This window comes from Rhizobium sp. BE258 (assembly GCF_031457345.1).
Lineage (GTDB): Bacteria > Pseudomonadota > Alphaproteobacteria > Rhizobiales > Rhizobiaceae > Rhizobium.
Genome location: NZ_JAVDWL010000006.1, coordinates 273,347 through 290,817, shown reverse-complemented (window position 1 = coordinate 290,817; position 17,471 = coordinate 273,347). Strand labels below are relative to the sequence as shown.

20 protein-coding genes are annotated in these 17,471 nt (G+C 61.3%); 10 read left to right on the top strand and 10 right to left on the bottom strand.

What is annotated here, in order from left to right; translation table 11 throughout:
* Positions 1–8: 8 nt before the first annotated feature.
* The 5 genes from J2X43_RS21925 to J2X43_RS21905 are packed head-to-tail and all read right to left on the bottom strand — an operon-like array spanning position 9 to position 4,993.
* Positions 9–1,715: a methyl-accepting chemotaxis protein gene (locus tag J2X43_RS21925; protein WP_112518049.1), complete on the bottom strand. Its 1,707-nt coding sequence runs from the start codon at positions 1,713–1,715 to the stop codon at positions 9–11.
* 32 nt (positions 1,716–1,747) lie between these two features.
* Positions 1,748–2,251, bottom strand: a complete 504-nt coding sequence (locus tag J2X43_RS21920; protein ID WP_310297242.1) for a chemotaxis protein CheW — start codon at positions 2,249–2,251, stop codon at positions 1,748–1,750.
* On the bottom strand, positions 2,248–4,302 hold the full coding sequence (locus J2X43_RS21915) for a chemotaxis protein CheA (protein ID WP_310297239.1): 2,055 nt from the start codon (positions 4,300–4,302) through the stop codon (positions 2,248–2,250). The genes J2X43_RS21920 and J2X43_RS21915 overlap by 4 nt, the downstream gene beginning before the upstream one ends.
* Positions 4,299–4,667, bottom strand: a complete 369-nt coding sequence (locus tag J2X43_RS21910; protein ID WP_112385492.1) for a response regulator — start codon at positions 4,665–4,667, stop codon at positions 4,299–4,301. Before J2X43_RS21910 ends, J2X43_RS21915 begins: the two co-directional genes overlap by 4 nt.
* Complete coding sequence (locus J2X43_RS21905; protein WP_405049631.1) at positions 4,664–4,993, bottom strand: hypothetical protein; 330 nt, start codon at positions 4,991–4,993, stop codon at positions 4,664–4,666. Before J2X43_RS21905 ends, J2X43_RS21910 begins: the two co-directional genes overlap by 4 nt.
* A gap of 342 nt (positions 4,994–5,335) precedes the next feature.
* Here J2X43_RS21905 and J2X43_RS21900 point away from each other — a divergent pair, with 342 nt between their 5' ends.
* The gene (locus J2X43_RS21900; RefSeq protein ID WP_405049630.1) at positions 5,336–7,072 is read left to right on the top strand and encodes a chemotaxis protein; all 1,737 of its coding nucleotides are present in this window, start codon (positions 5,336–5,338) and stop codon (positions 7,070–7,072) included.
* 3 nt (positions 7,073–7,075) lie between these two features.
* Here the strand turns inward: J2X43_RS21900 and J2X43_RS21895 are convergent, their stop codons facing one another.
* Entirely contained in the window at positions 7,076–8,155 is a 1,080-nt protein-coding gene (locus J2X43_RS21895; RefSeq protein WP_310297229.1) for a tetratricopeptide repeat protein, read from the bottom strand.
* A 10-nt stretch (positions 8,156–8,165) separates the two neighbouring features.
* Positions 8,166–8,822 carry a thiamine phosphate synthase gene (locus tag J2X43_RS21890; protein WP_310297225.1) on the bottom strand — a complete coding sequence of 219 codons (657 nt, stop codon included), beginning with the start codon at positions 8,820–8,822 and terminating at the stop codon, positions 8,166–8,168.
* Between the two features lie 107 nt (positions 8,823–8,929).
* Between J2X43_RS21890 and J2X43_RS21885 the strand changes: the two genes are divergently transcribed.
* On the top strand, positions 8,930–9,694 hold the full coding sequence (locus J2X43_RS21885) for a sulfite exporter TauE/SafE family protein (RefSeq protein WP_310297598.1): 765 nt from the start codon (positions 8,930–8,932) through the stop codon (positions 9,692–9,694).
* On the opposite strand, the gene J2X43_RS21880 is transcribed toward J2X43_RS21885, so the two are convergent.
* Positions 9,691–10,083, bottom strand: coding sequence for a GFA family protein (locus J2X43_RS21880; RefSeq protein ID WP_310297221.1), 393 nt, complete (start codon positions 10,081–10,083; stop codon positions 9,691–9,693). The genes J2X43_RS21885 and J2X43_RS21880 overlap by 4 nt on opposite strands.
* Before the next feature lie 123 nt (positions 10,084–10,206).
* Here J2X43_RS21880 and J2X43_RS21875 point away from each other — a divergent pair, with 123 nt between their 5' ends.
* On the top strand, positions 10,207–10,467 hold the full coding sequence (locus J2X43_RS21875; RefSeq protein WP_310297217.1) for a metalloregulator ArsR/SmtB family transcription factor: 261 nt from the start codon (positions 10,207–10,209) through the stop codon (positions 10,465–10,467).
* Positions 10,468–10,626: 159 nt separating this feature from the next.
* Here the strand turns inward: J2X43_RS21875 and J2X43_RS21870 are convergent, their stop codons facing one another.
* Positions 10,627–10,800: a YdcH family protein gene (locus J2X43_RS21870; protein WP_112385500.1), complete on the bottom strand. Its 174-nt coding sequence runs from the start codon at positions 10,798–10,800 to the stop codon at positions 10,627–10,629.
* Positions 10,801–11,028: 228 nt separating this feature from the next.
* On the opposite strand from J2X43_RS21870, the gene J2X43_RS21865 reads away from it, so the two are divergent.
* The 7 genes from J2X43_RS21865 (at position 11,029) to ggt (ending at position 16,703) form a co-directional block, all read left to right on the top strand.
* A complete protein-coding gene (locus tag J2X43_RS21865; protein ID WP_112385501.1) occupies positions 11,029–11,232 on the top strand; it encodes a YdcH family protein in 204 nt (67 codons plus the stop codon).
* Between the two features lie 19 nt (positions 11,233–11,251).
* Positions 11,252–11,746 (top strand): 5-(carboxyamino)imidazole ribonucleotide mutase, encoded by a 495-nt coding sequence (purE, locus tag J2X43_RS21860; RefSeq protein ID WP_112385502.1) that lies wholly within the window; start codon positions 11,252–11,254, stop codon positions 11,744–11,746.
* Positions 11,743–12,807 carry a 5-(carboxyamino)imidazole ribonucleotide synthase gene (locus J2X43_RS21855; RefSeq protein ID WP_310297212.1) on the top strand — a complete coding sequence of 355 codons (1,065 nt, stop codon included), beginning with the start codon at positions 11,743–11,745 and terminating at the stop codon, positions 12,805–12,807. Before purE ends, J2X43_RS21855 begins: the two co-directional genes overlap by 4 nt.
* Before the next feature lie 154 nt (positions 12,808–12,961).
* The gene (gene ykgO / locus J2X43_RS21850; protein ID WP_003566454.1) at positions 12,962–13,087 is read left to right on the top strand and encodes a type B 50S ribosomal protein L36; all 126 of its coding nucleotides are present in this window, start codon (positions 12,962–12,964) and stop codon (positions 13,085–13,087) included.
* A 111-nt stretch (positions 13,088–13,198) separates the two neighbouring features.
* A complete protein-coding gene (locus tag J2X43_RS21845) occupies positions 13,199–13,813 on the top strand; it encodes a tetratricopeptide repeat protein (protein WP_310297209.1) in 615 nt (204 codons plus the stop codon).
* Between the two features lie 65 nt (positions 13,814–13,878).
* Positions 13,879–14,892: an alpha/beta hydrolase gene (locus tag J2X43_RS21840; protein ID WP_310297206.1), complete on the top strand. Its 1,014-nt coding sequence runs from the start codon at positions 13,879–13,881 to the stop codon at positions 14,890–14,892.
* 65 nt (positions 14,893–14,957) lie between these two features.
* Positions 14,958–16,703 (top strand): gamma-glutamyltransferase, encoded by a 1,746-nt coding sequence (gene ggt, locus J2X43_RS21835; protein WP_310297203.1) that lies wholly within the window; start codon positions 14,958–14,960, stop codon positions 16,701–16,703.
* Here the strand turns inward: ggt and J2X43_RS21830 are convergent, their stop codons facing one another.
* Positions 16,704–17,411 (bottom strand): hypothetical protein, encoded by a 708-nt coding sequence (locus tag J2X43_RS21830; RefSeq protein WP_310297200.1) that lies wholly within the window; start codon positions 17,409–17,411, stop codon positions 16,704–16,706.
* Positions 17,412–17,471: the final 60 nt, after the last annotated feature.

The window sequence follows — 17,471 nt, the reverse complement described above, 5'->3', positions numbered from 1 at the left end:
TTCAGCGCTCAGGCGCTTTCGCGGAAGTCGTCGTCATGCGCGTCAGGGCCGCCCATCGACATGTCGAGCGCAAAGCCCTTGGCGCGAGCCTGCTGGCTCGAAACCGACTGACCGTGAGCGAAGTGATCGTTGGTCGGCTTGCGGGCAGCAGCCGGGGCCTTGACGAACTTGGCGGTGGTCTTGACCGGAGCAGCCTTCTTGACACCAGCGCGGGTGGCGCCGGCCGTATCGACCTTGAAGAAGGCGATCGAGGCCTGCAGCTCTTCTGCCTGGGCAGCGAGTTCTTCAGACGTTGCCGACATTTCTTCCGATGCACCCGCGTTCTGCTGGGTCACCTTGTCGAGCTGCTGGATCGCTTCGTTGATCTGCGAGGCACCGATATCCTGTTCGCGGCAGGCGGCGCTGATCTCGGAGACCAGTTCGGCAGTCTTGCGGATATCGGGCACCAGGCGGCCGAGCATTTCGCCGGCGTCGGCAGCAGCTTTCACGGTATCGCCCGACATCGAGCTGATTTCGGCGGCAGCAGACTGGCTGCGTTCGGCAAGCTTGCGGACTTCGGAAGCAACGACCGCAAAGCCCTTGCCGTGTTCGCCTGCACGGGCTGCTTCGACAGCGGCGTTCAGGGCGAGCAGGTCGGTCTGGCGGGCGATTTCCTGAACGATACCGATCTTCTGGGCGATCGTGCGCATCGCTTCGACAGCGCGAGTGACGGCTTCGCCCGATGCTTCGGCGTCCTTGGCAGACTGGCGGGCAATCTTTTCCGTCTGAGCGGCGTTGTCGGCGTTCTGCTTGATGTTGGCAGCCATCTGCTCCATCGAGGCAGATGCTTCCTCGGCGGACGCGGCCTGTTCGGTCGCGCCCTGCGAGACCTGCTCGGAGGACGCCGACAGTTCCTGGCTGCCCGAGGAGACGTTGTCGGCAGCCGACAGCGCATCGGCGACGACGCCGCGCAAACGCTCGATCATCACGTTGACGTTGCCCAGCAGTTCGCCGATTTCGTCGCGGTTGGTGATCTCAGCCGTCTTGGTGAGGTCGCCTTCGGCAACTTCGCGAACGACGGTGTTGGCGCGGGTCAGACCCTTGCTGATGGTGTTGGCGATCCAGAAGGCAGTAACGGCTGCGAGCAGCAGAGCGACGCCGGCAATAGAGATCATGACCGTACGGGTCGATGAAAACTGCAGATCGGCGCTGTCGTCGGCATCCTTCATGCGCTGCTTTTCGAGCACCAGGATGTCATCGAGCGCCGCATCGATCTTGTTGGCAGCATCGCGCGCGGTAGAGACCGAAATCGTGTTGGCAGCATCCATGTTCCCGGCCTTCATCAGATCGCGGATCTGATCGTCGGCCTGGTTGAACGCCTTGGAGAATTCGGCAATCTGTGCCCAGCGCGGCTTGCCTTCTTCGCTGGCGATCGCAACGACGCTGCTGAATGCGTCAGAGAAGTCCTTGCGGGCCTGATCGCCCTTCTGAATCGAAGAGGCGATATCGTCCGGCGTGCGGGAAGTCAGCAGGTTCTTCTGCTGACGGATCGCTTCCAGCTGCGCGATATTGATCTGCTGCGCGAGATCCAGGCGTGCCGCCGGGCCGGCAAGCAGATTGCCGAGCGTGTCGTTCAGTGCGCCCAGGCTCATGACGCCGTAACCGGCGGTGCCCACGAGCATTAATATGATGAAGGTGAACGCAGTCACCAGTTTTGCTTTAATTGTCAGTCGCATCGTCCAGCCCCCTAGCTGATATCAACGGCGTTTCAGTGTGAGTTGCCGGCGCTGTCGTGCCGGGAGGAAAAGATTGCCTGCAGGTTGGGGATGATGATGAATTCCCCTCCCCGTTTGACGAGGCAGTTGATGTAGTCGGCGCGCCAGCGCATGCCGACACTCGGCGGTGGTTCGCTCGCCGTCTTTGCGAGCGTGGTGACTTCATTCACCTTGTCGGTCCTGAGGCCGACGAGCGTCTGCTCGCCATGCAGGTCGATTTCAATAACGATGATGCGGCTGTCGATCGTCGCTTCGGTCGCTTCCATGCCGAAGGCGAGGCGCAGATCGGCAAGCGGGATGACCTTGCCGCGAAAGTTGATGACGCTGGCCACGAAGGACTGAGCGCCGGGAACGGCGGTCTCAGGCAGAAGGTCGAGGATTTCCTGGACCATCACAGCTTCGAGCGCGAAGGTTTCGCCATTCATGTCGAATGTCAGAACCTCGATTTCGTCGGCATAGGACCAGAACTGGTCCACTCTCTCGGCTACCGCACTCATCCTGCCACCCTCATCTGAGATTCCTGTTGCTGACCGGCGGCCACCAGATGGCCGACGTCGAGAATGAGGGCGACGCTGCCGTCGCCGAGAATGGTTGCGCCCGAGAAGGTCGCAACGTCGTCATGCAGCTTCGACATCGACTTGATGACCGTCTGGTGGTCGCCGATGATCTGATCGACAACGAGGCCTACACGCTCAGTGCCGGTCGAGATGACCACCACCTTCTGGTGAACGTCAGGCTTGGTGCCGGTGCGGAACAGATCGCGGAGCCGCAGGAACGGCACCAGGCTATCGCGCAGCGAGATGAAGCTCCGCCCGCGCGAACGCAGGTCTTCTTCGAGCGAAAGCTCGAGGCATTCCTCGACCGCCGACAGCGGAATGACGTAGCGGCCGGAGCCTACACGAACGAGCAGACCGTCGATGATCGCCAGTGTCAGCGGAATGCGAAGTGACACATCCGAGCCTTCGCCCGGCTTGCTTTCGATATCGATCGCACCACGCAGCGCCTCGACCGTCTTCTTGACCACATCCATGCCGACGCCGCGGCCGGAAAGATTGGTGATCGCCGCGGCCGTCGAGAAGCCCGGCGCGAAGATCAGCTGCAGCAGTTCGGAATCCGACAGCGGCTGGCCCGGCGCAATCAGGCCTGACGACTCCGCCTTGGCACGGACCCGTTCCCGGTTAATGCCGCGGCCGTCGTCCTTGATGGAGATGATCACCTCGCCGCCGGACTGGCGGGCAGACAGTGTCACCGTGCCGGTTTCGCTCTTGCCGGCAGCAAGACGGTCGGCAGGCGTTTCCAGGCCGTGGTCGATGGAATTGCGGACCAGGTGGACGAGGGGATCGGCGAGGCGCTCAATGACGGTCTTGTCCACTTCGGTGCTTTCGCCCTCGGTGACCAGTTCGATTACTTTGCCGGTTTCGCGGGCGAGATCATGCACGAGGCGGCGGAAGCGCGAAAATAGCGTGGCGACCGGCACCATGCGCAGCACCATCATCGTGTCGCGCAACTCGCCCGACAGACGCTCGATTTCTTCCGAGACGGAGCGCAAGGCAATATCGGCACTGGAGCTGGCAAGCTGGCTGAGACGCGATTGGGCGATGACAAGCTCGCCAACGCGGTCCATCAGCTCGTCGAGACGTTCGGCCGGAACACGAACGTTTTCCTGCGCCTTGGCCTGGCGGCTGTCGGCGGCAACAGCCGGCGCCTCGCGCTTGGCCGGCAGCGCTTCGACCGGCTTGAAGGCCGGAGCAGCAGCCGGGATCGCGGCTGCGGGAATGGCTGCAGGTGCACGTTCGACGACCTTCGCGGGCTCGGCAGCAGGTGCGGGGGCGTCAACGATGTCGACGACTTCGAGCTCCATGTCATCCATTACGAAGATGAAGACATCATCGATCGCCGAACGATCCTTTTCGCTCTTCAGCACCACTTCCCAAGAGACGTAGAGCTCGTTCGGGACCAGCTCGTTCAACGGCGGGATAGCGGCGGTATTGGCGCGGACGGTGCACTCGCCGAGTTCGCGCAGCTCGTCGAGGAGGCCGAGCGGATTGGTGCCGTTGGCCATCGCATTCGACGGCAGGCTGAAACGGATGCGCCAACGGTTGAGCTTCTTCTGCTGCGCTGGTGCGGCGGCGGCCGGAGCAGCGACGGCAGGCGCCGCCTCTTTCGCAGCAGCAGAACCGCCGACAGCTGCCTGCAGCAGGGCAAGCAGCTTCTGTCCGGTATCGCCGTGATCGGCATCCGGCTGATCGACGAGAGCGCGCATGTGGTCCTGCGCTGCCAGAACCGCGGCCACCAGTTCGGCGGTCGCCGGTACTTCACCCTTGCGGACCCGGTCGAAAGCCGTCTCGCAGTGATGCGTGAAGGCGGCAAGCGCCTCGAAGCCAAACATGGCGCCCGAGCCCTTGAGGGTGTGCAGGCCGCGGAAGACGGCATCGACGAGACCCTTGTCGTCGAGCTGATGAGTGAGATCGAGAAGACCCGCCTCGATTGCCTCAAGGCATTCGGCGGCTTCCATGCGGAAGACTGCGACCGGATCGAGCGTGCTCATCTGCCTAAGACCTTCTTGACGATCTTCACCAGGTTCTCAGGATCGAAGGGCTTGGTCAGCCAGCCGGTGGCACCGGCGGCCTTGGCGCGCGCCTTCAGATCGGCGTCGGACTCGGTCGTCAGGAAGATGATTGGAACGCCGGCCTGGCTCGGCAGCTTCCGCAGCTCCTCGATCATCGTCAGGCCATCCATAACCGGCATGTTCAGATCGGTGACGATCAGATCGAACTGGGCGGTCTGCGCGGTGGCGAGACCTTCCGCACCGTTGACCGCCTCGGTCACGGCGTAGCCTGCATTGGTCAGCGTGACCTTGGTCGTCAGCCGGATGCTGGCGGAATCGTCGACTGTCAGGATGTTGGCGCTCATGCTGTAACCTCTTTATGCAACCAGAACTTCGCGTCCTCGGCGGTGAAGGCTTCGACGAAGCCGGCCCGTTCGAGAACCTTGAGAAGACGTTCGCCAACAGGCGAGGAGAGTGTCAGGGATTTGCCCAGCGCCTTTGCTTGCCGCCGTGCCGATTCAACCAGCTGCACGAAGCTCAGGTCGGCTTCGGCACCAGCCGGAATCTGAAATACAATCCGCTCATTACTATCGAGCGTCGAAATAATATTCGCACGCAGATCGGATACGTTTCTGATGCTCAGAACATCAGGAAATAATACAGAATCACGGAGTTGATTATCCATGTTCAAGTCAGCCCTCGCGGCATGAGAAATACTTGTATTCCTTTAAAGGACTCTCACGACAGGCTTAACGGGGAGTAAATTCTGGTTGTAACCGATCTGCAATTGGAGCGAGTCGGGACTCCCGAATTTTTACCTAAGATAAGTTGTAGTATGGCTTTCCCGCTCTTTAAAAAACAAAATGAAAACAGTCTGTTATTTTAATATTAGGGCTAAAGCGGACAAAGGGCGCTGGAATCTTTACGCAGCATTAATCACAACGTACGCGAGTCGGAACTGTTTACCCCTCATTTCCATCCTGCCCGTAAAGATAGCACCAGATTTCCAAAAGTTATAAGTAAAGGGAACAGGGTGAAACACGGGGCGGTATCGGCACAGCCGACAATCTTGACGGCGGGCACGGATGTAAGCCGGACGCTGGAAACGGCGCGCAGCCAGGTCGAAGAGCGCTTCCTCGAAGGCGGCACGGTACTGCTTTCGGTGATGGATGTTCTCAACCGTTTGCTGAATTCCCTCGATAACATCACCAAGGCGCTCGACAACAATGAGTCGAGCAATGCAGATGCTGATTTGCGCGCGACCGTCGAGAGCCTGACGGCCCTGCCGGTCACCGAACAGGCCCGCCAGACCGCCCTGACGGTCCTTGCACAGACCGGCAGTGATCTGCACAAACACATTGCCGAAATGCAGGAGACCATGCGCTACCTGCGGACCTTTGCGGTGACCGTGAAGATCACCGGTGCTGGCCTTCCCGAATTCGCCGGCTTCGCCCAGGAAATCCTTGAACGCATCTATTCCGGTACCGAGGAAGTCAACCGCTTCGCCGGCCATCTCGACAGCCTGCAGAAGGAAGTCAAAGTGGCGCTGAGCTTTGGCGTCAATCTGTCGAAGAGCTATTCTGAGACCGTTCCTGCCGTGGCTTCGGCGCTCCGCCAGGATGCGCAGAAGATTGCCGGCCACCGCCAGAATCTTGGCGCCATCGCCCGCGACGTCGGCGCCATCGCACGCGGCGTCCAGTCCAAGGTCGCCTCGACGCTGTCGGCACTGCAGATCGGCGACATCACCCGTCAGCGCATCGAGCATGTGCAGAGCAGCTTTGCCCTGCTCGACGAGTTTCTGGAGGGCGACGGCAAATCGCTCGACGCCGACCAGCGCGAGCGTTTGCGCAACGTCATCAACCACCTGACCGCCGCACAGATGGCGGACATGTGCACCGATTTCCACCGCGACTCGCAGAATGTCGTGCAGACCATCAAGAGCTTCAGCCACGACACGCACGAGATCATGAAGCTCCGCGACCAGATGGGCGGCGGTGGCGAAAACAACTTCATGCGCGCCCTGGAATCGAGCGTCTCGGCAGCCCACGAGATCGTCAAGCAGGTCGATGCGGCCACCCGGCAGGCGGATCAGGTCAGCCAATCGACGCTGGGCACTGCCGCTAAGCTGTTGGAATCGATCGGCAACATCCGTTCGGTCAAGACCGATATCAATTACATGGCTCTGAACACTAACCTGCGCTGCAGCCGCCTCGGCGAAGAGGGCAAGTCGATCAACGTCGTCACCGCCGAGCTGCGCATCTTTGCAAGCAAGCTCGACGATTCCGCCGACTCCATCGTCAACGGCCTTCCGGCACTGGAAGCGGCCGCCGGCAACATGGCGCCCTCAACCGGCAATTCCGGCGGTCTCGCCGAGAACCTGACGGCGGCCGTCGGCAGCATCCGCTCTGCCGCCAACATGATGGAAGAAGAACTGAAGGTGCTGGCCGAGCACGGCCGCGAGGTCGCAAGCAAGATCACCCTGATGATCGGCAAGCTCGACTTCGAACACGATCTCGGCGAAACGCTGGCCCGCTGCGCCACGGTTCTTGAAGATGCAGCCGGTCAGGAAATCGCCTCCATCGACGACATCGCCGAGGCTGTCGCGCCGCTCGATCGCAAGATCTTCAAGCTCTACACCATGGTGCAGGAGCGGCACGTCCACCGCCACATCATCCCGCAGATGGAAGACGAGGCGGCACCCGCACCGGTGGCGGCAGCCCCTGTAAACGCGGAGAGCGACGAAGATCTCTTCGCCGATGCACTGTTCTAGGAACTACGGCAGCCGGCGGAACTTGTTCGCCCGGTCGATCCCCGCCTTCTGCTGATCGTCCTCGATCCCCAGAAAGAAGTCCTCAAGCTCCGGGTCGGGCAATCCGGCCCGGCGCGATAGGACATACCACTTGGCAGCCTCGACCGGATCGGGCTTGGTGCCGAGCGCATAGATGTAGAGATGCGCCAGCTTGTTCTGCGCCACGACATTGCCGCGGTTGGCGGCAAGCTGCATCCATTCGAAGCCACGCACGAAATCGCGCGGGCCGTTCTGGCCATTCACGAGCCAGACAGCCAGATCGACCTGGGCGGTATCGAAACCGGCACGCGCCGCGCGCGCCATCCATTCACGCGTCCGCCGGCGCTTTTCTTCCGGCAGGTCAGGCAAGGTCGAATAGAGTTCGGCAACGGCATATTGCGCGTCGGCGATCCCCTGCTCGGCTGACTTTTCATAGTAAGGCAACGCCAGCTTCAGCCCCTCCTGTCCGGGATGATCGGATGTCAGGATCTGCGCCCAGTTGAATTGCGCCGAAGAATTGCCGGAATCAGCCGCCTTCTTCATGTAGTCGTCGGCTTTCGCCTTGTCGCGCTGCACGATCTCGCCGGCCATCAGCATCAGCGCATATTTGAACATCGCCGCCGCATCGCCGCCCTCGGCCGCCTTGCCGTACCAGAAGGCCGAACTCTTCAGATCGCGGCGCACGCCAAGCCCGGCATATTGCATCTCGGCAACCAGCGTCTGTGCCGAGGGATCGCCAAGCTGCGCCCGCGGCAGCGCAAGCTGCATCGCCGTCAGATAATAGCCGCGCTGATAGGCGCCGTAGGCGTCATCGACGGGTCCGTGGTAGTTCTTCTCGGGCGGCAGATCGGGCAGCTTCGCACCCATGCGATCCAGCACGCCGAGCCCGGACGAGGGCTGAGCACCCTCTGCGGGGCGGCCCTTCTTTAGCGGCTCGGCATCGCCGCCGACTGGCCGTGTCACCACATTGTCGATCGTCTGCGCGGCAGCAACGTGGGGCAGCGCCACGGCGAGCGTGGCGGCAGCAAGGAAGAATCGGCGCATCTGAACGGCAAGGATCGGCATAAGCGCGACTTCAATCCTCAAACCGTGGCGCTTTTTCGTCAAGAAGTGCGTTGACCTGCGCAACGATCGCAGGCGCCTGTGCCGGATCGGCAAAGACCGCCAGACGGAGGGCGACGAATTCGGCGCCGGATTCGGCAACGACGAGCGCCGAGGCCGGGTCCGTTCCGCCCATCACCATGCACGGGATCTCGATCATCGATGCCCACCATTCGCCGAGCGCAACGTTCTTCGGATGCGCCTCCGGCTTGATGTCGCCGTCGAGCTTGCCGAAGAAGATGTAGTCCGGGCGGGCCTCGCCGATCTCCAGCGCCATATGTCTATCGGTCGCGTTGCCGCCGCCGACGATCAGCTTGTCGGCATATTTGTCGATCGCCTCGGCCAGTGCTGCAGCCGGCTCAGCCATATGCAGCCCGTCAGCCCTCGCCCGTCCGACGATACGGCTGTCGCCAGATATCAGCGCTGCAGCGCCGGCATCCTGGATAACCGGCACAAGTTTCTCGGCATGTTTCTGAAAGGCGCCGTCATCGAGACCATATTGCGGAACGATCACCGAGGCGACATCGCCGCCCTTCAGCGCGTCGCCGACGATCTTCGTCCTCTCATCGGCATCGGCGATGTCAGGGGCGATCAGAACTAGGCGGCAGCGGTTTTCCGGGTCGGTGGTCATGACGTCTTTCCATTTTCCGCGGATTCCGCCAGCAGGCGGCAACTCCGCACTCGTTTTGTGTGAGTAATTCCGATAGACGGGGCTGGCAAGGGGAGGACTTGAAAAGCATGCTGCCGGAACTGTCATTCTTTTATGCGGCGGTGCCCGCGGTATTGCTCGTCGGGTTTGCGAAGGGCGGCATGGGAGATGCCCTCTCGTTGATCGGCGTCCCTTTTCTGGCACTCGTCGTGTCTCCGGTGGAGGCCGCCGCCATTCTGCTTCCGATCCTCGTTTTCATGGACATCATTTCGCTGATCATCTGGCGCCAGCATGGCGACTGGACGACGCTGAAAATCATGCTGCCTGGCGGCTTGCTGGGTATCGCGTTCGGCTGGGCAACATCGGCGCTTGTTCCTGCAGACGCACTGCGCATCCTTATCGGCCTCGTTATGGTGCTCTTTTGCTTGCGATACTTCTGGAACAATTTCGGCCCTGGCGCGGGCAAAGTCGTCCCGCCGCGCGGCCAGCGCCCGATCCTCGCCAGTGCCTGGGCCACGCTATCCGGATATGGCAGCTTCGTTGCTCATGCCGGCGGTGCGCCCTTCCAGATCTACGCCTTGCCGCTGAAATTGCCGCCGCGCGAATTCACCGGCACCAGCGTTCGTTTCTTCGCAATCCTCAACGCCGTGAAGCTGATCCCCTATTTCGCCCTTGGCCAGCTCGATACCAAGAACCTCGTCACCTCGATGACGCTGCTGCCCTTCGCGCCCCTGGCAACAATCGCCGGCGCCTGGTGTGTGCGCCGCATGAAGCCGGAGATCTTCTATCCGTTCATGTATGCGATGGCGCTGATCGCTGCCTTCCTGATCATCCGTGAGGGTCTCGGCTATTAATCTTCCGAGCGGCTTGCATTGTCGCGGTCGCGCTCGTAGCTGCGAACCCAGGGGAATTTCGGCAGCCATGCCTCGCGGCGGATCGTCCAGAGCTCATAGGCCGGCTTGAACTGGCCGGGTTCATTGAGCGAGCCGAGGTTCAGCTCGATATCATCGCCGCTGCGGCCGAAGACCGGCGAGCCGCAGCGCGGGCAGAAGAACCGCCCCGCATAGCTCCCCGTCTCGCCTTGAACCTCGACCGCATCGGCAGGATAGATCGCCGAGGCATGAAACAGGGCGCCGTGATGCTTGCGGCAATCGAGACAGTGGCAAATGCCGACCCGGTATGGGGCTCCCGTTGCAGCAAAGCGGACGCTGCCGCAAAGGCAGCCGCCGGTGATGCGGTCCATCGTGATCCTCCTCAAAATGAAGCTGACTAGATATCTAGGGCGGACGACGGCAAAGCTGCAATCGCGCTTGCTGCACCGCACAATTCCCTTGCCGGAATGCGCCCTTTGCCGTAGCGTTCCGGCATGTCGAGCGCTGACCCTTTCGCCGCGATATCAGATCCGAACCGGCGGTTCCTGCTGGAAGAGCTGAGGCGCGCGCCGAAGACGGTCAACGAGCTCGCCGAAGGCCTGCCGATCAGCCGCCCCGCGGTCTCGCAGCACCTCAAGGCGCTGCTCGATTCCAACCTCGTTTCCGTCACCTCGGAAGGCACGCGCCGCATCTACGCGGTCAACAACCGCGGCTTCGACAGGCTCAATCTCTGGCTGGATCAATTCTGGGCCTAGCGCCCGCCGGACATAAAAAATGCGCCAGTCCAACTCCGCACTGAATGGACTGGCGCATGATGTCTTGGGATCGGCTCTGTCTTGCTAAACCTTTTGAAAGATTATGTTTATGTCCTTATGGACCGCAATTGACCGAGCAATGATCTCTCAATTATTCGATTAGTGAACGGAAGATTTCAGACGTTGGATCTCGTCTTTGATACGCAGTTTCCTGCGCTTGCACTCCGCAATGTCTGCGTCTCTTTTGGAGGGAGCTGTCATCAGTGAATGTAACTCTTCCTCCAGAGCTACATGCTTCTTCTGTAGTGACTCAAGATGAGCTTGAACAGTCATTAGACCCTTCCTTCCTCTTGCCTTCCCCAGCCATCCATCGCTGGAGTTCTAGGCGTCAACCTTTCGACTGTGACATATTTTTGAAGGCTTGTCGAAGGCGAAAACATGGTGTGTCGATGGCAAATTCATGATCAACACTAACTTCCCGTTACCGCTATTTGGTGATAGGAGCTTGCGGAAATCATCGGCAGACCGGACAACGTCCGAAGACGATAATGGGGAATGTAAATGGCCGATCAGGAACAGGCGGAAGTCAGGCTCATCGCGGCTCGCCTGCGTCAGGAACACGAAGATTATGATGCCGCGATCAATGCCATGATTGCCACCGGCTGCGATGCTCTGCGCGTTCAGCGCATGAAGAAGAAGAAGCTTGTGATCAAGGACAAGCTGTCGAAGCTCGAGGATCAGATCATCCCGGATATCATCGCCTGAAGAGGACGTGCCGTTGACGATGACAGACAGACCACCCGTTGCCATCATCATGGGTAGCCAATCCGACTGGGAAACCATGAAGAACGCTGCCGACACGCTCGAGGCGCTCGAGATCCCCTATGAGGCGCGCATCATCTCCGCCCACCGCACGCCCGACCGGATGGTCAGCTTCGCCAAGGGCGCTCGCGACGAGGGGTTCAAGATCATCATCGCCGGCGCTGGCGGTGCCGCCCACCTTCCGGGCATGACGGCCGCCTTCACGCCGCTTCCGGTCTTCGGTGTACCGGTGCAATCCAAGACGATGTCCGGCCAGGACAGCCTGCTGTCGATCGTTCAGATGCCGGGCGGTATCCCGGTCGGCACGCTGGCGATCGGCAAAGCCGGCGCGATCAACGCCGCCCTGCTGGCCGCTGCCGTTCTTGCCCTTTCCGACGACGATATTGCCGATCGCCTCGATGAATGGCGTGCGCGCCAAAGCGATGCGATCGCCGAATACCCCATGGACGATAGATGAGCGCAAAGACAATCGGCATCATCGGCGGCGGCCAGCTTGGCCGCATGCTGGCCATGGCTGCCGCCCGCCTGAATTTCCGGACGGTCATTCTGGAGCCGCAGGCCGATTCCCCGGCAGCCCAGGTTGCCAATCACCAGATCACCGCCGCATATGACGATCCGGCAGCCCTTGCCGAGCTCGCCAGCCTCTGCAACGTCGTGACCTATGAATTCGAGAACGTACCTGTCGGCGCTGCCGAAACGCTGGCCGCAAGCGTGCCAGTCTATCCGCCGCCGAAGGCATTGGAAGCCGCCCAAGACCGTCTGGTCGAAAAGCGCTTCATCAATGACTGCGGCATCCCAACCGCGAAATTCCATAGCGTCGACAGCCAGGAAGACCTGGAAGCGGCACTCAAGGATTTCGGCGGCCAGGGCGTCCTGAAGACCCGCCGCCTCGGTTACGACGGCAAGGGCCAGAGAGTATTCCGCTCGCCAGCCGACAGCGCCGAAGGCGCCTTTGCGGCGCTCGGTGGTGTGCCGCTCGTTCTGGAAAGCTTCGTCGCCTTCGAGCGAGAAGTGTCGATCATCGCCGCCCGCGCGACTGATGGCACGATCGTCGCCTTCGATCCGGCCGAGAATATCCACAGAAACGGCATTCTCCACACCTCGACGATCCCGGCCTCGATTTCCGATGCCACGGCAAAGGCTGCCCGCCAGGCCGCGGATGCAATCCTGACCTCGCTCGGCTATGTCGGCGTCATCGGCATCGAGTTCTTCGTGCTCGCCGACGGCAGCCTGATCGCCAACGAGATGGCGCCGCGCGTCCATAATTCCGGCCATTGGACGGAAGCCGCCTACGTGGTTTCCCAGTTCGAGCAGCATATCCGGGCCGTCGGCGGGCTGCCGCTCGGCGATGCCGGCAGGCATTCGGATTGCGTGATGCAGAACCTCATCGGCGATGATATATTGACCGTTCCGGACTGGCTGAGGCGCAAGGACGCGCTCGTCCATCTCTACGGCAAGACCGAGTCCCGCCCTGGCCGCAAGATGGGCCATGTGACGGTGCTGACTGCGAAAACCTAGGATTTTGCCGGATAAAAGGCCTTCATGTGGTTGACACAGGAATGCCATCGGGTTATCTGCCTGCCCAACCTAAAGGCGCGCCACGAGCGCGCTTTTGAATGTTTGAAGATACGGGCGAATGTGAAATTCCCCCCAGAGATCGCGGATCAGAAAAATGAAGATCAAGAATTCGCTCAAGTCGCTCAAGGCTCGTCACCGTGACAACCGTCTGGTTCGCCGCAAGGGCCGCATCTACATCATCAACAAGCTGAACCCGCGCTTCAAGGCTCGTCAGGGCTGATTGCGCGTTCCGGAAGCGATTGACGGCGTAGCCGCTTGATCGCTCATTTCCGGTGGGTCGCTTTGGTGATCACGTCAAATTTTCTTTGATCTTGTGTGATGGCGGGCTACATTGTCCGCCATGCGCTTTTTTGCTTTGCTCTTGGCGGCCGCGCCGCTCGCCACCGGTTTCCTTGCTCCTGCCTTCCCCGCCGAAAGCGCCGAGAAGGACGTCATCGTCGAGCAGCCGGATACCAACGCCTCCCCGAAGCAGAGGCTCGACAATCTCTACGCCCAGCTGAAACGCGAACGTGACCCCGAAAAGGCCAACGGCATCGCGCAGGAAATTCGCACGGAATGGAACGATTCCGGCAGCGCCACCGTAAACCTTCTGATGCAGTGGGCCGACAAGGCAATCGAGGACAAGCGCAGCGCCGCCGCCCTCGACTTTCTCGACCAGGCGATTGCCCTGAAGCCGACCTATGCCGAGAGCTGGAACCGCCGCGCCACCCTCAACTACGCCTCGGGCAACTATCGCAAGTCGATGTCGGACATCGAGCATGTGCTGGATCTCGATCCCCGCCACTTCGGCGCATTGTCCGGCATGGCCGCGATTCTGAACGACACCGGTAACGACCAGCTGACGCTGAAGGCATGGGAACGCTTCCTGGAGGTCTTCCCGGCAAACCGCACGGCGCAGGAGCAGGTGAACACGCTGTCCGAAAAACTGGCGGGCAGCCGCACCTGATCTTGACGGCGGCCGCGCGAGACCAATTTTAGGAAACAGTCACAGAGTTCACCGCCGGTCCGCCCATGCTTGCCGAAGTTTCCGCCCTTCTTGCCCCTCTGGCCGCCGCGATCGGCTACAGCTCCTTCAAAGCCCGGCAGTTCGAGCAAGCTTTCCCCAATGTCGGCGAGCTGACCGATGTCGGCGGCTATCGCATGAACGCCCTGCATATACCGCGTCCAGACACAGCCGACCTCCCAGCGATCGTCTTCATTCATGGCGCCAGCGGCAATCTGCTGGATCAGACCGGTGCCTTTCTGCGGCCTTTGCAGGGCCGCGCCGAAATGCTCTTCGTCGACCGCCCCGGACACGGCTATTCCGAGCGTGGCGGCCCTGAAAATGCCGTGCCGTCCGGTCAGGCGGCAGCTATTGCCCGGCTGATGGAAAGGCGCGGCATCGAAAAGGCGATCATCGTCGGCCATTCCTTCGGCGGCGCCATCGCCGCCGCCTTCGGCGTCCATCATCCAGAGAAAACAGCAGGGCTGCTCTTCCTTGCGCCGGCGACCCACCCGTGGCCGGGCGGCGTGGACTGGTACTATCACGCTGCAACGGCCCCGCTGCTCGGCTGGCTCTTCAATCACGCGCTCGTCGTGCCGATGGGATTGCGGCGGCTGGAACAGGGCACGATGAACGTCTTCCGGCCAAACGTCCGCCCGGCTGACTATATCGCCAGCACCGGCCCGTCACTGGTCCTGCGGCCCGGCACCTTCCACAACAACGCCACCGATTTCACCCGCCTGCTCGCCTATCTCAAGGCCGAGTCCCATCGCTACAGGGAGATCACCGCGCCGACCGTCATCATGACCGGTGACAGCGACGATATCGTCTGGGAACACCTGCACTCCCAAGGCCTCGCCCGCGATATCGCCGGCTCGGAACTGGTGACCATACGGGGCGTCGGGCACAAGCCGGATTATCTGGCGACGGATGTGGCCATCGCCGGGCTGGAAAAGATTGCAGGCATGCCGCGCGATCTGCAGGCAGCGGCCCGTATAGCCGAAGAGCGGCTGGCCGGCGATATCGTTGCGACCGCCAACTGAAAGCCTTGCACCCGGCGCAGGCCGAACCATATCCACTCGATAATTTATCTTTTGGAGGGGATCTCATGGACCGGCTTCAAGCCAAAACCATTTCGCTTTTCACCGCTTTAGCCTTCTCTCTCAGCCCGCTTTCCACCAGCTTTGCCGCCTCGCCTGCGCCCGTCGAAGGGCAGCATGGCATGGTCGTCACTGCCCAGCATCTGGCAACTGATGTCGGCGTTGAGGTTCTGAAGAGCGGCGGCAACGCCGTGGATGCAGCTGTGGCCGTGGGTTATGCGCTGGCCGTCGTCTATCCCACCGCCGGCAATATCGGCGGCGGCGGCTTCATGACGATCCGCATGAAGGATGGAAAGAGCACCTTCCTGGACTTCCGCGAACGCGCACCGCTCGCCGCCACCAAGACCATGTATCTCGATGCCAAGGGCGATATCGTTCCCCGCGCCAGCCTCGACGGCTATTTGGCGGTCGGCGTGCCGGGATCGGTGATGGGCTTCGAGACGGCGCGCGAAAAATACGGCACCAAATCCCGTGCCGACCTGCTTGCCCCGGCAATCGCTTTCGCCAAGGACGGCTTCACCTTCGAGCAGGGAGATGCAGCCTCGCTCGCCGACAGCGCAAAGCGCCTCGCCAAAGACGAGGCGGCTGCCAAGATCTTCCTGAAGCCCGATGGCAAGCCTTACGCCGAAGGCGAGAAGCTGGTGCAGCCGGAACTCGGCGCCGTGCTTCAGGCGATATCCGAGAAAGGCCCCGACGCCTTTTACAAGGGCACCCCGGCAGACGCGATCGTCAAGGCCAGCCAGTCAAAGGGCGGCATCCTCGCCAAGGAAGATTTCGAGCAATATTCGGTCCGCGAGTTGAAGCCGATCGAATGCAATTACCGCGGCTACGACATCATCTCCTCGCCCCCGCCCTCCTCCGGCGGCGTCATCATCTGCGAGATCCTCAACGTTCTCGAAGACTACCCGCTTTCCTATCTCGGCTACGGCTCGGCCGAGACTGTCCATGCGATGGTCGAGGCGATGCGCTACGCCTATGTCGATCGCAACGCTGCACTTGGCGATCCTGACTTCATCGACAATCCGGTTTCCAAGCTTCTCGACAAGGCCTATGCCACCGAGATCCGCGAGAAGATCGATCCCTACAAGGCCGGGAAATCGGCCGATCTGAAACCGCTTGGCGGCAAGGAAAGCACCGAGACGACCCACTATTCGATCATCGACGACGAAGGCAATGCCGTTGCGGTGACGTACACCCTGAACGGCTCCTTCGGCGCCGGTGTGGTGGCGCCGGGCACCGGCATCCTCTTGAACAACGAGATGGACGACTTCACCTCCAAGCCCGGCGTGGCAAATCTCTACGGCCTCGTCCAGGGTGAGGCCAACGCCATCGCCCCGAAGAAGACGCCGCTCTCATCGATGAGCCCGACAATCATCACGAAGGACGGCAAGCCCTTCATGGTGATCGGCAGCCCGGGCGGCTCGCGCATCATCACCATCACGCTCGAAGCGATTCTCAACGTCATCGATTTCGGCATGGACATCAGCCAGGCGGTGAATGCCCCGCGCATCCATCACCAATGGCAGCCGGACAAGGTCTATCTCGAGCCCTATGCACTGTCGCCTGACACCGAGAAGGCGCTCGCTGCCATGGGCTACAGCTTCGACGGCGGCAACGACGCGCCGCTCTGGGGCCTGGCCGCCGGCATCCTCGTCGGCGGCAAGAGCCTGGCCGATATCGAGAAGGGCGGCGGCTCACGCTACTATGGCGCCATGGACAGCCGCGCTGCGGAAGGTTCGGCCAAGGGATACTGATCAGCGGATCCGGGAGCGGACATAATCGCCCCGGATCGTCACCTGCGGCTTTGCCCCCGGCACGCTCGGCGTCAAAGTATCGACCAGCGACGCCTTGGCCATCACGGTGTAATCGACAGGAACGTCCTTGCCGAAACCGAGGGTGGCGTCGAGCGACTGCGCCTCGATACCTATCGTTTCGTCCCGGGTGATCAAGGCATAGGTAAGGTTCGCCCGTACCGCGGTGCCCGTGATGTCGACCTCCGATGCGTGACCGTTGAGTGTGATATCCGCAGCGTTGCCCGATGTCCGAAACGCGGAAAAGTTTCCGTCAAGCCTTGCCATGAAGGCATGCTGATCAATCGACACGGCCGCACCCGCAGGTACGTTGGCGGAAACTTCAGGCGTGCAATCGGCAATGTCGCTCCACGCCGAGACGCCGACATCGATCGTCATCGCCGTGCCGTCGATCCGCACCCGGCTTTCATCCTTGCAGGCATTGAAGAACCAGCTCGAGTACCAGGATGAGAACCAGCCGCTGCGGCGGCCGGATGTGACGGCCTCATAGGGCTTCCCGGCATCGGTGGTGATCCTGATCGAGCTGGAATCGCCCTGGATGACGATTGAGCGGACCTTGGTGATATCGAAGATTTCGCCAGGCGTGCTCGAGCCTCCGAAGGCGGAAACGAGGCTCATGAAGAAAAGCGGTATGGAAAGGATAATGGTCATCGGTTTGCTCCCTGTTTGACGCCGGTGGATCCGGCGCAAGCAAGGTGAGGTCCGCTGCGC

What these genes read in the sequence shown, in the direction of transcription:
- J2X43_RS21870 (WP_112385500.1), bottom strand. Translation starts at nt 10,800, where the DNA reads ATGACTGTTCAAGCTCATCTTGAGTCACTACAGAAGAAGCATGTAGCT.
- ykgO (WP_003566454.1), top strand. Translation starts at nt 12,962, where the DNA reads ATGAAGATCAAGAATTCGCTCAAGTCGCTCAAGGCTCGTCACCGTGAC.
- J2X43_RS21895 (WP_310297229.1), bottom strand. Translation starts at nt 8,155, where the DNA reads ATGCCGATCCTTGCCGTTCAGATGCGCCGATTCTTCCTTGCTGCCGCC.
- purE (WP_112385502.1), top strand. Translation starts at nt 11,252, where the DNA reads ATGACAGACAGACCACCCGTTGCCATCATCATGGGTAGCCAATCCGAC.
- ggt (WP_310297203.1), top strand. Translation starts at nt 14,958, where the DNA reads ATGGACCGGCTTCAAGCCAAAACCATTTCGCTTTTCACCGCTTTAGCC.
- J2X43_RS21830 (WP_310297200.1), bottom strand. Translation starts at nt 17,411, where the DNA reads ATGACCATTATCCTTTCCATACCGCTTTTCTTCATGAGCCTCGTTTCC.
- J2X43_RS21865 (WP_112385501.1), top strand. Translation starts at nt 11,029, where the DNA reads ATGGCCGATCAGGAACAGGCGGAAGTCAGGCTCATCGCGGCTCGCCTG.
- J2X43_RS21920 (WP_310297242.1), bottom strand. Translation starts at nt 2,251, where the DNA reads ATGAGTGCGGTAGCCGAGAGAGTGGACCAGTTCTGGTCCTATGCCGAC.
- J2X43_RS21885 (WP_310297598.1), top strand. Translation starts at nt 8,930, where the DNA reads ATGCTGCCGGAACTGTCATTCTTTTATGCGGCGGTGCCCGCGGTATTG.
- J2X43_RS21840 (WP_310297206.1), top strand. Translation starts at nt 13,879, where the DNA reads ATGCTTGCCGAAGTTTCCGCCCTTCTTGCCCCTCTGGCCGCCGCGATC.
- J2X43_RS21915 (WP_310297239.1), bottom strand. Translation starts at nt 4,302, where the DNA reads ATGAGCACGCTCGATCCGGTCGCAGTCTTCCGCATGGAAGCCGCCGAA.
- J2X43_RS21880 (WP_310297221.1), bottom strand. Translation starts at nt 10,083, where the DNA reads ATGGACCGCATCACCGGCGGCTGCCTTTGCGGCAGCGTCCGCTTTGCT.
- J2X43_RS21910 (WP_112385492.1), bottom strand. Translation starts at nt 4,667, where the DNA reads ATGAGCGCCAACATCCTGACAGTCGACGATTCCGCCAGCATCCGGCTG.
- J2X43_RS21925 (WP_112518049.1), bottom strand. Translation starts at nt 1,715, where the DNA reads ATGCGACTGACAATTAAAGCAAAACTGGTGACTGCGTTCACCTTCATC.
- J2X43_RS21855 (WP_310297212.1), top strand. Translation starts at nt 11,743, where the DNA reads ATGAGCGCAAAGACAATCGGCATCATCGGCGGCGGCCAGCTTGGCCGC.
- J2X43_RS21875 (WP_310297217.1), top strand. Translation starts at nt 10,207, where the DNA reads ATGTCGAGCGCTGACCCTTTCGCCGCGATATCAGATCCGAACCGGCGG.
- J2X43_RS21890 (WP_310297225.1), bottom strand. Translation starts at nt 8,822, where the DNA reads ATGACCACCGACCCGGAAAACCGCTGCCGCCTAGTTCTGATCGCCCCT.